Origin of the sequence: Belliella pelovolcani, from assembly GCF_900156785.1 — a bacterium.
Taxonomy (GTDB): Bacteria; Bacteroidota; Bacteroidia; order Cytophagales; family Cyclobacteriaceae; genus Belliella; species Belliella pelovolcani.
Genome location: NZ_FTOP01000009.1, coordinates 67,062 through 79,373, shown reverse-complemented (window position 1 = coordinate 79,373; position 12,312 = coordinate 67,062). Strand labels below are relative to the sequence as shown.

At 38.3% G+C, this 12,312-nt stretch carries 14 protein-coding genes and 2 tRNA genes; 5 read left to right on the top strand and 11 right to left on the bottom strand.

The genetic code is table 11. The features are described from left to right. Positions 1-2: 2 nt before the first annotated feature. Together BW935_RS11295 and BW935_RS11290 are read right to left on the bottom strand one after the other, a co-directional pair. Positions 3-1,307, bottom strand: a complete 1,305-nt coding sequence (locus BW935_RS11295; protein ID WP_076501552.1) for a Gfo/Idh/MocA family protein — start codon at positions 1,305-1,307, stop codon at positions 3-5. 31 nt (positions 1,308-1,338) lie between these two features. Then, entirely contained in the window at positions 1,339-2,328 is a 990-nt protein-coding gene (locus BW935_RS11290; protein WP_076501551.1) for a formylglycine-generating enzyme family protein, read from the bottom strand. A gap of 412 nt (positions 2,329-2,740) precedes the next feature. Here BW935_RS11290 and BW935_RS11285 point away from each other — a divergent pair, with 412 nt between their 5' ends. The 3 genes from BW935_RS11285 to BW935_RS11275 all read left to right on the top strand — a co-directional run bounded on the left by BW935_RS11285 (position 2,741) and on the right by BW935_RS11275 (position 4,918). Beyond that, positions 2,741-3,097: a septal ring lytic transglycosylase RlpA family protein gene (locus BW935_RS11285; protein WP_076501549.1), complete on the top strand. Its 357-nt coding sequence runs from the start codon at positions 2,741-2,743 to the stop codon at positions 3,095-3,097. 28 nt (positions 3,098-3,125) lie between these two features. Then, entirely contained in the window at positions 3,126-4,448 is a 1,323-nt protein-coding gene (locus BW935_RS11280) for a DEAD/DEAH box helicase (RefSeq protein WP_076501548.1), read from the top strand. Between the two features lie 140 nt (positions 4,449-4,588). Further along, positions 4,589-4,918 (top strand): DUF302 domain-containing protein, encoded by a 330-nt coding sequence (locus BW935_RS11275; protein WP_317044803.1) that lies wholly within the window; start codon positions 4,589-4,591, stop codon positions 4,916-4,918. 204 nt (positions 4,919-5,122) lie between these two features. On the opposite strand, the gene fahA is transcribed toward BW935_RS11275, so the two are convergent. From fahA to BW935_RS11235, 8 genes are all read right to left on the bottom strand, one after another. Beyond that, a complete protein-coding gene (gene fahA / locus BW935_RS11270) occupies positions 5,123-6,370 on the bottom strand; it encodes a fumarylacetoacetase (protein WP_076501545.1) in 1,248 nt (415 codons plus the stop codon). Positions 6,371-6,523: 153 nt separating this feature from the next. Next, the gene (locus tag BW935_RS11265) at positions 6,524-6,664 is read right to left on the bottom strand and encodes a DUF2256 domain-containing protein (RefSeq protein ID WP_076501543.1); all 141 of its coding nucleotides are present in this window, start codon (positions 6,662-6,664) and stop codon (positions 6,524-6,526) included. Positions 6,665-6,703: 39 nt separating this feature from the next. Continuing rightward, entirely contained in the window at positions 6,704-7,030 is a 327-nt protein-coding gene (locus tag BW935_RS11260) for a nucleotide pyrophosphohydrolase (RefSeq protein ID WP_076501686.1), read from the bottom strand. 11 nt (positions 7,031-7,041) lie between these two features. Continuing rightward, positions 7,042-7,494 (bottom strand): D-aminoacyl-tRNA deacylase, encoded by a 453-nt coding sequence (dtd, locus tag BW935_RS11255; protein WP_076501542.1) that lies wholly within the window; start codon positions 7,492-7,494, stop codon positions 7,042-7,044. 10 nt (positions 7,495-7,504) lie between these two features. Beyond that, positions 7,505-8,221 (bottom strand): NAD-dependent epimerase/dehydratase family protein, encoded by a 717-nt coding sequence (locus tag BW935_RS11250; protein ID WP_076501540.1) that lies wholly within the window; start codon positions 8,219-8,221, stop codon positions 7,505-7,507. Positions 8,222-8,232: 11 nt separating this feature from the next. Continuing rightward, positions 8,233-8,655 (bottom strand): YkvA family protein, encoded by a 423-nt coding sequence (locus tag BW935_RS11245; protein ID WP_076501539.1) that lies wholly within the window; start codon positions 8,653-8,655, stop codon positions 8,233-8,235. Between the two features lie 3 nt (positions 8,656-8,658). Beyond that, positions 8,659-9,180 (bottom strand): DUF7935 family protein, encoded by a 522-nt coding sequence (locus BW935_RS11240; RefSeq protein WP_076501537.1) that lies wholly within the window; start codon positions 9,178-9,180, stop codon positions 8,659-8,661. 109 nt (positions 9,181-9,289) lie between these two features. Further along, the gene (locus tag BW935_RS11235) at positions 9,290-9,568 is read right to left on the bottom strand and encodes a hypothetical protein (protein WP_076501536.1); all 279 of its coding nucleotides are present in this window, start codon (positions 9,566-9,568) and stop codon (positions 9,290-9,292) included. A gap of 706 nt (positions 9,569-10,274) precedes the next feature. Here BW935_RS11235 and BW935_RS11230 point away from each other — a divergent pair. Both BW935_RS11230 and BW935_RS11225 read left to right on the top strand, forming a co-directional pair. Further along, a tRNA-Ser gene (locus BW935_RS11230) sits at positions 10,275-10,363 on the top strand. Positions 10,364-10,374: 11 nt separating this feature from the next. Continuing rightward, positions 10,375-10,448 (top strand) — tRNA-Pro (locus tag BW935_RS11225). A gap of 207 nt (positions 10,449-10,655) precedes the next feature. Here BW935_RS11225 and BW935_RS11220 read toward each other — a convergent pair. After that, entirely contained in the window at positions 10,656-12,179 is a 1,524-nt protein-coding gene (locus tag BW935_RS11220; protein WP_076501534.1) for a DUF4394 domain-containing protein, read from the bottom strand. Between the last annotated feature and the right edge of the window lie 133 nt (positions 12,180-12,312).

The following is a 12,312-nucleotide window of genomic DNA, read 5'->3' as shown; positions in this document are numbered from 1 at the left end:
GTTTATATCACTTTGGTTTTCCCTGGTAAAGCAATTGGATAATATCCTGCATCATCTGGCAGAACTTGAGGATTGGAATTCCAATCAAGCCTTGCTGGCATAAGGCTTATCTCTGACTGCAAAGCCTCATCCCATTGTACTACCTTACCAGAATATGTAGCATTCCTCCCCAATATTGCTGTCATAGTACTCTTAGCTGCATGTTCCGCATCTTGGTATTTAAACTCCCCATCCACAATGGCTTTGAATAACATATCATGCTCTTTTTGGTAAGGATTTTTATTACCTTTCCCGTCATGATTGTAAAGCACATTTCCATTTCTATCCCATAGCTGACCCTTATTTCCAGCATTTAAATAAGCCCTACCATTAGTTCCTTGAAAAGTTTCGTCTACTCTATTGTGGGCACCTGGAAAATGCCTGCACTCACCCAAAATCACGGTTCCGTCCTCGTAAGTATAAGTCACTGAATGGTGATCAAATATTTCCCCATGCTCCTTCCCATTCCTAATAAATCGACCTCCAGTCCCTTCAGCTTTGATGGGATAAGCACCTTTTATCCAGTTGACCACATCCAGATTATGGACATGTTGCTCTACAATATGATCTCCACAAAGCCAATTGAAATAGTACCAATTTCTCATTTGGTACTCCATTTCTGTCATCCCAGCTTCTCTTTGCTTGACCCAAACACCAGCATCATTCCAATAAACTTGCCCTGATACGATATCACCAATGGCTCCATCGTGAATTCGCTTGATGGTTTCTACATAGCTATCTTGATATCTTCTTTGGAACCCTACGACTACATTCAGCTTTTTCTCACTTGCTTCTTTTGCTGCATCTAGGACTTTCCTGATTCCCACTGCATCAGTGGCCACAGGCTTTTCCATGAATACTTGCTTGTTTTGCCGAATAGCTTCCTGAAAATGATCAGGTCTAAATCCTGGAGGCGCTGCCAAGATGACCACATCTGCTTCTTTGATGGCATCCTTGTAAGCATCGAAGCCTACGAATTTTTTTTCCTCAGAAACCTCAACTTTTTCCTTCCCATATTTATCAAATATAGGTTTGTAGCTTCCTTCCAACCTGTCACGAAAAGCATCTGCCATTGCTACTAATTTGATATTGTAGCCAGTCTCGAATGCTTGAAAAACAGCTCCTGTTCCCCTGCCCCCGCAACCTATCAATGCTATTTTAATCGCATCATCTCCTGTTGCAAAAGCTTTTGGTAAGGCAAAAGGACTAATCATGGCGCCTCCTGCAATCAATGCTGAGGTCTTGATAAAGTTTCTTCTATGGTTCATTGTTAGTGTATTATTGGCTTTTAAATATTTTTTAATAATCTGCAATTGGCTCTTGGTTGTAATAAGCATGTATTTCTTCTTCGGTGGGAGATATTAGCGGTCTTACTACTCGCATCCCTACAAATGGAGCTTCTGGAAACCACCATTGACTTTTAGGAATTTGAGGATCTAATTGCTTCCATACAGGATCTGAAGCAAAACGCTTTCCTGATCTCAATTCACTGGCATCACTTTCATAATGACCACCCCTCAATACTTGTGGGTATAGTTCCTGCGACCTTTCAACTGGATTTTTTAATATTCTTTGAGATTCCTTATAGGGGGCATAATGATCATATGTCCACTCCATGACATTTCCAAGCATGTCATAAAGACCCCATGGGTTTGGTTTTTTTGAGCCAACTGGCTTTGTTTCTTCTTGGCTATTTGATTCATACACTGCATACTCGGTAAGCTCTTCTGGGTCATTTCCGAAAAAGTAAGCACTTTGCGAGCCAGCACGTGCCGCATATTCCCACTCTGCTTCAGTAGGAAGTCTGTAGAAAATCCCTGTTTTCAGATATAGCCATTTACAAAACTGAATCGCTCCATATTGGGTCATAGCCAAAGCAGGCTTATTTTCTTTTCCCATCCCAAATGTCATGTCCAAGTATGGCATACTTGGTCTACTGAGTCCATCTACCTGTTGAGCAATGGCTTTGGTACTGACAGCTTTTTCATAATCCTTATCTAAAAAAAGCTCAAAAAGATCCCAGGTCACTTCATGCGCACCCATCCAAAAAGCATCTATTGAAACCAATCTTTGTGGAGATTCATCTGCTTCATGACCAAATTCATCTGCTGATGTCCCCATCAAAAATTCTCCCGCAGGAATCGTCACCATTTCAAAAGACAAGCTTGTGTGCGGTATTTCTTGTTTATAGGGTTCAAAAGATTGATTTTGAGTTTTTGAATCAATTTGAATGATCAAAAAAAGAACAAGTACGGTTAATGCAATCTTATATTTATTCGATAATTCCATAATTTCTCAAGTTCGAGATTTATAATTTGAGCTTAATTTATAAATCAATTATCCCTTAGCCCAATTTTTTGTAAACTTCCCCAATAAATCATGATTTACGGTAGTTTATAGTCCATAAAAAGGGGTAAAATCATCCGTAATAATGAAAATATATCTCTTTTAGCTATTTAACCGGTTTACTTCAAGTAGCTTTTAGAAATTAACCCTTCTTCGATTCAAGATCTAATTTGCACTATGGCACATTGACTTTTATTTACCCCAACTAAGATTAGAATTTTTGCAATATTTATTTTGTCAAATTGGTATAAAGTCTCACTAGCACCTAATCTTATTAAATTTATTCTTTCACGTTTTCTAAAACCATAATCACTCAATCGGCACTGTCTTTGAGTAAATCATCTAAAAAACTACCATGCAGAAATTTTTCATTTCAACGCTTTTTGCCTTAACAATTTTCACCGTGAGCTGTAGCCCAAAAGTCACCCAGACTGGCAAAGCCTCCTACTACCATGACAAATTTCATGGCAGGACTACAGCAAATGGGGAAACTTACAGAAAAGGCAAACTGACAGCAGCACATAGAACACTGCCATTTGGCACCAAAGTAAAAGTGATCAATCAAACTAATGGAAAAAGGGTAAAGGTTAGAATCAATGATCGAGGACCATTCGTGGGAGGAAGAATCATCGACCTATCCAAAAAGGCCGCTAGAAGGATAGATATGATGGATGCAGGAGTCACAGATGTGAAAATCAAATACAAAAAATAAAGCTGAAAGAATCCATTAACTTTGTAGGATGAACGACAGCAAAAAAATCATCAAAACTGTTTTAGATACATTGGGATTTGAATCTCTCAAGGAAATCCAGGAGCAAACCATCCACACTTTTCAAAAACACAAAGACCTCTTGCTACTCGCCCCTACAGGTTCGGGCAAAACACTCGCATTTTTGATCCCATTACTTCAGGTACTCGACTCAAAAAAGGAAGGAATTCAAGGTCTTATCATCGTCCCAACTAGAGAACTAGCCTTGCAAATCGAGCAAGTCTTCAAGTCTCTCAAGAGTACATTCAAAGTGACTACTTGCTACGGCGGCCACGAAATGCGCATCGAACGTAATTCCTTCAAAACTACGCCTAGCTTGGTGATTGGGACACCTGGAAGATTGATAGATCATATCGCACAGGGAAATATGGATTTGAGTGGATGTGAATTAGTCATTTTAGACGAGTTTGATAAATCCCTAGAGCTTGGGTTCGAAGATCAAATCAGGGAAGTTTTCTATGCCTTATCCAAGCGTCAAAGACATATCTTGACCTCTGCAACTAATTTGGATAGACTTCCTGACTTTCTCCCTTTTGAGAAGCCCATATCGTTAAATTATATAGGCGAAACTGAAAAGAACCTCCTAAAACAAAAGGTAGTCAAAACAACCACTAAAGAAAAAACAGAAACACTTCTAAGGTTGGTGTCTACATTTGAAGGGGAGCCTTGTATTGTTTTTTGTAATCACCGAGAGGCTGTCAATAGGCTAAGCATTTTTTTCAATGATTATGATTTCCCACATGCCATCCTTCATGGCGGCTTAGAGCAAATCGACAGAGAGATCAATCTGATCAAATTCAGAACAGGTTCTGCTAATATTCTACTTGCCACAGATCTCGCTTCAAGAGGACTAGACATACCTGAGATCAAACATGTCATCCATTACCAATTGCCCCAACAAGAGGATGCCTTCATTCATAGAAATGGTAGAACAGCTCGAATGAATGCTGCTGGAGCAAGCTACCTGATGCTGACGGAAGATGAATACCTCCCAAAATACATCTCTGAAAAGGTAGAAGAGGTCATTCCCCCATTGGAAGCTATGCCTCCTGTTCACCCTATTTATGAATGCCTTTTCATCAGTGCAGGGAAAAGAGAGAAAATCAGCAAGGGGGATATCGTAGGGCTCTTGACCAAAAAAGGTGGAATTAAAGGTGAGGACATCGGTCAAATATTCGTACTCGACAAAGCCTCCTATGTGGCCGTCAAAAGACCCTGCATCAAATCCTTACTAGCTAAAATAAGCCAAGAAAAGCTCAAAAAAGCTAAAGTTCGCATAGCCATAGCAAATTAAAGCGGTTTTATGTAACTTTTCTCACATGCTATTGACTGATGATTATGTAAATTAATGGTATTGAAATAAACCATGAAACTATGAAATATTATAATTAAAAATCAGTCAATGCAACCAATATTTTAGATGTAAGATCTCAAGTGGAGGCTGCTTTAAAAGAGGAAGGTTTCGGTATTCTTACCGAAATTGACATTCAAGCCACCATGAAGAAAAAGCTAGATAAAGCCTATCCTCCTTATTTAATTCTTGGCGCCTGCAACCATGTTTTTGCAGACAAAGTTCTTCAAGCTGAGCCACATATTGGGGTTTTGTTACCATGCAATGTAATCATTCGGGAAATTGGCAATCAAAAATTCGAAGTATCAGCCATGGACCCTGCTGCTGCTATGGCAGCTGTTGAAAATGCAGCCATCGAACCATTGGCAACCGAGGTTAAGCAGAAATTAGAAAATGTCTTGAATAATCTCTAGGGTAAAGCATAAATTGCTGAGGTAAAAAAATAAAAGCTAGATGAAAAGTCATCTAGCTTTTTATATTATATGTATATCCACTTTCTTACCAGTAGAACCTATAAAGTGTTATAAGCCTATGATTTCAAGCCAATCACGATAAACCGAGGCAAATTATTCATTGATATCCTAATATTCACAGGCTAAGCTTGAAAATTATCAGATTCAATTTGCTGGCAATACTTTCGAACTGACCTCACCAAATCCTACACGAATACCATCTTTCTCACTGTAACCCTTCATGATGACAGTATCGCCGTCTTCGATAAACTTCCGCTCCTCTCCGCCTGCAAGCTGAACAGGTTTGGTACCTTTCCAGGCAAGTTCCAACATAGAGCCATAGCTATCTTCTGTAGGACCTGAGATAGTTCCAGAAGCATACATATCGCCCACATTGATATTACATCCATTCACTGTATGATGTGCCAATTGCTGAGCAATATTCCAATACATGTGTTTGTAATTGGAAGTACATACCTTCGTGGCCTCTTTTTCTTCCGGCTGTATATATACCTCCAAGTTGATATCAAAAGCATGCTCCTTTTCACATTTTAGGTAAGGTAGCACTTCAGGATCTTGCGTTGGACCTGCTAGTCTTACAAACTCCAAAGCCTCCAACGTTACAATCCATGGAGAGATACTGGACGCAAAGTTTTTGCCCAAAAATGGCCCCAAAGGGACGTATTCCCAAGCTTGAATATCGCGGGCTGACCAATCATTGAATAAAACAAATCCAAAAATATAGTCTTCGGCGTCTTCTGTACTGATACTTTCTCCCATTTTGGTTGGCTTACCTGTGATGAAGGCCAATTCCAATTCAAAGTCTAGTCTCCTTGATGGACCAAATGCTGGACTTTCCATATCAGGATCTTTGAATTGACCTTTGGGTCTAGTAATAGGGATTCCAGATGGAATGATCGAAGAAGCTCTCCCATGATAGCCTACAGGCAAATGTTTCCAGTTTGGAAGCAGCGCATTATTTGGATCTCTAAACATGGTACCTACATTGGTTGCATGCTCCATGCTACTATAGAAATCTGTATAATCACCAATTTTAACTGGAAGTAGCATGATAGCCTCTTTTCTGCTGACCATGGCCTTACCTCGACATTGATGCTCTCGCAAATCTTCTCTTTCCTCTAGCAACAACTCTTGTACACGCTCTCTGACTTTTCTGGTAACTGGCTTTCCCAATGCAATGAAATCATTCAAAGAATTTCTAAGAAAGATATCATTTGGCAATTGGGTGATATCAGAGAAAAAACCTTCATCATGCAAAACTGAAAGATCCACGATCTTATCGCCAATTGCAATACCAGCTCTAGCCGAAATTCTTTTGGTTTCAAAAACTCCAAAAGGAAGGTTATAAATTGTAAAATCTGAATTTTTGGGCACTTGAACCCAGCTAGTCATGGGTTTATGATTCTGATTACTCATCTTCAAAAGTTTATTGATGCGCAAAGTTAAGATTTAATACCATAAGTTAAAAAGCTGTTTCCTTTCTTATTCCTTATTGTCAGAAAATGACTCAAAAAAGCCTTTCTAAACAAAAAAACGCAAGATAAATTAACTAATTTTTGACTTATTTCCTTGACAGCGCTTTGAACAATACTTGACTTCTTCCCAATTCTTTTCCCACTTTTTCCTCCAAGTAAATGGTCTTTGACAGACTGGACAGACTTTAGTAGGTAAATGACTTTTTTTCATGTGATCCTAACCCTGCTAATGAAAAAGAGTTATGTGTATTTACTTAAGTTTCTCGTTATTTTTGTGTCGATCTTTATCTCTAATATTCTTTTTTTCAAAGTTCTTTTCCAAAGCCTTGGTCAAATCTACCCCTGTCTGATTAGCTAAACAGATCAAAACCCAAAGCACATCAGCCATCTCATCAGCCAAATCCTTTCCTTCATCAGAGACTTTAAATGATTGTTCTCCATATTTTCTAGCCATTATCCTTGCTAACTCCCCCACTTCTTCCATCAATATGGCAGTATTAGTCAGTTCATTGAAATATCTTACGCCAACAGTTTTGATCCACTGATCCACAGCTGCTTGGGCCTCAGAAATAGTCATTTGTTTTTCCATCATACTCTGTTTTTCGTATCTATATGTATGGTCACAGGTCCATCATTGGTCAATGACACTTTCATATCTGCTCCAAATTCTCCAGTCTGAATAGGCCTTCCCAATAGAGACTCCAAAGTTGCTATTACCTTTTCATATAGCGGGATTGCAATATCAGGCTTTGCTGCTTTGATATAGGAAGGTCTATTCCCCTTTTTTGTACTCGCATGAAGTGTAAATTGAGAAATCAATAAAATATCTCCCTCACAATCTAGAAGACTTTTATTCATCACCCCACCTTCATCTGGAAAGATTCTGAGATTGACAATTTTATTACTCAACCATTCGACGTCCTCTTGTCCATCAGCGTCTTCTATTCCCAACAAAACCATCAGGCCTAGCTCTATTTGACCCTTTACCTGACCATCAACCTTTACTGATGATTCAGATACCCTTTGTATGACTGCAATCATATGCTAAATCTTAAAAGTCTTGGATCATTGCAGATGAAATCACTTCTACCTTGACCTGTTTTGGTTCATTAGCATGATGAATCATCGCTTTGGCTACTTGATAATCATGTATGGGACGATACTTCTTGAGTAACTTAAACCAAACCAATGGCTTCATTAGTATTTTTGCCACCTCTTCACCTAGCCTAAATTCATTCCTTGAACCTAAGAGTATAGAGGGCTGCATAATACCCAAATAGTCGAATGAAAATACTTTCAAATCCTCCTCTGTCTCTCCTTTGACCTTGCTATAAAAAACACTAGACATTGGATCTGCACCCATTGAACTGACATACATCAATTTTGTAGCTCCTTGCTTTTTGACCCAAGAAGCAAAATTGATCACCAAATCATGGTCTACTTGATAGAACTTCTCTTTAGAACCCGCAGCTTTGATAGTGGTTCCCAAAGAACAATAGGCGTGTATTACTACCATTTGATCTTTGATCGCTTGAACCAAAGGAAAATAGATCCCTCCTATATCTTCTGATCTTAATTTTTCTTCAAGGTTCCAACTTTTCAAGCCAGCAAGATCTCCAGTGATTTGAACTAGCTTATCATGCTTCAAAGCAAGCTTTCGCCTACCCACTGAAATTATACTATCATATTCATTCCCTTTGATCAATTGATGCAAAAGCTGCATCCCTATCAAGCCTGATGTACCTGAAATAAAAGCTATTTTTTTCATTTATTCTCAATTCAAATTGATCCCTTCTGGGAATTTTCCCAAGCTAAAAACACTTCAATTTCCATTTTGAGTGTTTTATATATCGCAATGACAACGGAGATATCGTCAGCAAACCCTATTATTGGAAGAAAATCTGGAATTATATCTAAGGGGGTAACAAAATAAAGAATCCCTAATACCAGTAACCCAAGCGTTTTCATGGATAATTTATGTGCTCCAGACTTATGGGCATATATCATCCTTTTGAAAATCATGATAGGTTCTATCGCATGCTTGACTCTTGGATGTGATTTGAAATTTTGGATTCTTTCATTTGCTTTGTGTAGCAATTTTTTGATACTTCCATTATCTCCAGCTATAGTAGTAGCTTTTTCTAAATAAAGCTGCTTGGCTCTTTCAAAATAAAATTTTGACCTATCTAGCAAAACTCCCATATTTTAGAAATAAATTCTGATTTCAGACTTTACTTGTGTTAACGCATGCTGAATGCTATCGTTTTTTTGATCTAGAGATTTCTGAAAGATCCGCTTAGCTAAATCTATCCCTCTAGCTTCTTCATTCATGTCCTGTAGTGCAGAATTGACCATGGTCACTACAGCTTCTACGGCTCTTTTGACGGCCTCCCAAGTTTCATCTGAGAAGTAGACTTGCTGTGAAAGGTTATGATTGAACTCTTCTCTTACTTCGTAAAGAAGCTGAGCATGAAGATCTTTGGCAGAATACTCCGGTTGATTGACTCTTCTTACTAGATTGTTTGGTGTGATTCTCTCCAATAGAAGACAAAGTCGCTCCCCAGCTTGTAACCTAATAGGTAAGATCGTCTGATTGTTTTGAGTTTTAATTTCCACCAATAATTTTTCCCTTTCTTTATTGAGAAAGGAAACAACAGTCAAGTACATACCATATATGACTAAACCAGCAGGTAGGGTTATCTTTAAGATATCAGCAATAAAATCCATGAGTTAAAATCTATTTGAAATGTGAATATGCTAAATATTTGGTGATTAAAAATAAAAAAAGACCATGAATAGAAACATGGTCTTTTGAATTAAAATATGAGGGTAGCGCTTAAGCGAAAATTCTATCTGATGATAAATCTATCTCTGAGAGATATTTATCGAAATCAGCATAATTGATTTCTTTGATTAGCATGATCATGGTGTGAGCAAACTCTTGCTTACACATTTTAACATGAAACTCAAATCCATCAGCACTGCTTTTGAGAATTCTCTTTTCATCGAAAATTCGCATGAGCTCTTCTTTTTTCTTTGCTCTGACCAAGAGTTGATCTTGGTCTTTTTCATTGGTCACGATAGAAAAAATACCGTGGAGTGAAGTGATTACCATAAGTGTAAAGTTGTTCCAGTCAGATTCCCTAGTTTTTTTGTTGTCAATTGTCTTTACTTTCTTTCACTTGGGAACAGCCTTTGACGACTAGCAACTCCCATGTGCACCCTATAACCTGCATTACTTGTGGTAAAAGTAAGAAGCATATTATCCATATGAAATACCCTGTTCAGGGTATTTTTAGATAAATATAAATCTTAAAAACTACCTGCCGTAATGACTCAAAAGGAATCAAATATAAAAACATCTTATTAAAAACCAGCTTATTAAAAAAATATTTCATCAGTAATTAATACTATTTTAAGGTTTTAATGACCCGAAATTTCGATAATTGGGAAGGATAAATTTAGAAAATTGTAACTCGTCACATAGTCAGAGAGGTTCATAACAAAATCAAAAATTTTAAAAATATTCATTTTTTTTTCCTTTGATAAACAGTCAATTACTCCTTAACCTTTAAAATTTAGATTTTTGAATTGTTTTAATCCCTCTTTGATTTTGCTTATATGGATATTATTCTTTTATATTTGCATCGCTTTAGAAATCAAGTTTTCCGAAGCTTCTAGAGAGTTGGGTGAGTGGCTTAAACCATTCGCCGCGGCGAATAAACTGTCGTACGGGCAGAGAATAAATATAGAGAGTTGGGTGAGTGGCTTAAACCATTCGCCGCGGCGAATAAACTGTCGTACGGGCAGAGAATAAATATAGAGAGTTGGGTGAGTGGCTTAAACCAGCAGTTTGCTAAACTGTCGTACGGGTAATTCCGTACCGGGGGTTCGAATCCCCCACTCTCTGCAAAAATTGTTCGGGGTGTAGCGTAGCCCGGTATCGCGCCACATTTGGGATGTGGAGGTCGTAGGTTCGAATCCTGCCACCCCGACTTTAGAGCTTCTTCTTTATTGAAGAAGCTTTTTTTGTTTTGTAGCCCGCGAGATAGAATTGAAAGGTTTTAGACCACTTTTTGAATAGAGCGTTTCATATCATCACACCTCAATTTTAGAGTTAATTCTTTATTGAAAGAGCTTTTTTATAAAAAAAAGACCAGCCAAAATTGACTGGTCTTTTCAAAAATTAATCCCAAGAAATATTAGAACCCTAACCCAACTGCCATTGCAGTAGCATTAATATTAAAATCTGCAACTTTGGTGGCAGCACCACTCTCAAGATTGATACTATACACACCAGTCATTCCTGCTACTTCTAGTAGTGCAAATGCCATATTGGATTTTCCTCCAATATCAAAGCCATTATCAGAAGTGAAATCCACTCCTAAACTTCCGATCGCTACCAGACCTCCATCATTTGGCGGATCCTGTCTGTAAAGCATGTTTGTTTCGCTATCTATTACAAAAAGCACAGTACTCGTGGCTGTTGCGGTATTATTAGTATAGGCAGCTCCATTGATGAAAGGAGTACCTGGATTCAATTCACCATCTACTGCCACTACTGTTCCAAGATCTGGATGAAGCCTTAGATTTTGACCTAGATTACTTACCAGCCTAATTCTATCCACAGTAGGATTAAAATCAAAACCAAAACTACCGCCAAGCAAAAGGGGATTCAAAGGAGAACCTACCACTGTCAATTGACCATTTGCAGTATTTACTCTCATAATTCTACTCAAGTTTGTAATAGCATACAGCTGACCATTAGCAGGTCTAAAATCCAAACCAACTACAGTCTCTGTAGCCAACAAACCTTGGAATGCAACGCCATTCATTTCGGGGTTCATAGGATTGAATCTGTATAGCATATTATCCTCTGATGCAGCATAAGCAACTGCCTCTGTCTTGAAAGAAATGCCAATCACTGGTAAGTTGAAAGTGCCTACCCATTGGGCACGTCCGTTAGTAAGGTTTATCGTGAAAAGTCTAGATTCATTTTCGCTTCTGGTCACTGCCAATGCAATACTATTGTCTGGTGTAATGTCGAAATTACCCATACCCATGAAATCCACACCTAAGTCACCTATTTCTCTCAATCCTCCATCATTTGGTGGATCTTGTACATACAGTTTATTTGCTTCAAAATCAACATCAAAAAGCTCCGTAGTGCTGGCTCCAGCCCTACTATTGGTATAAGCTATAGCACCAATTCTAGGATTCATACCTCCAGATATATTTCCATCAGTTGCCACCACTGTACCTAATTCAGGATGTAACCTCAAGTTCTGTCCTGATTCTGTAACCAGCCTAATTCTATCCACTGTAGGGTTGAAATCTATAGAAGCATTGGCACCTGAAATTGCTGGCGAGAAGGATGCTTCGCCAAGTGCTGTAGCTTCTCCTGTATTTTCATTGATGATGTAAAGTCTACTACTAGTACCCAAGGCATACAATTGACCTGTTGCTGGTCTGTAGTCTATACTGATCAAATTATCACCAGAAACAAGGCCTGTGATGTCCTTGATTTCCATTCCCGCATTCAATTCTCTAGCTTCAAATTGGGCAATCCTATTTCCTTCAATCAAAGCAGTAAAGGAAACCTCAGGGGCAAGACCTGGTAGATCTACACCTGGTAATTGCTCCTCATCATTACAGCTAAATACAAATAAGGCTGCTGTCAAAATCATCAGGGTCCGTAACCCATAGGTAAAACTGTTTTTGTTCATGATACGATATAAGTTGGTTTAATGGCAGCATTTACGAAGTAGAAAAAGGGATTGGTTTTATAGGGAAAGAAAAAAAATCATCAAACAAAACCTCTAAGCTTTAATACCTCAAAAGAATCTTTCCTACTAAAAT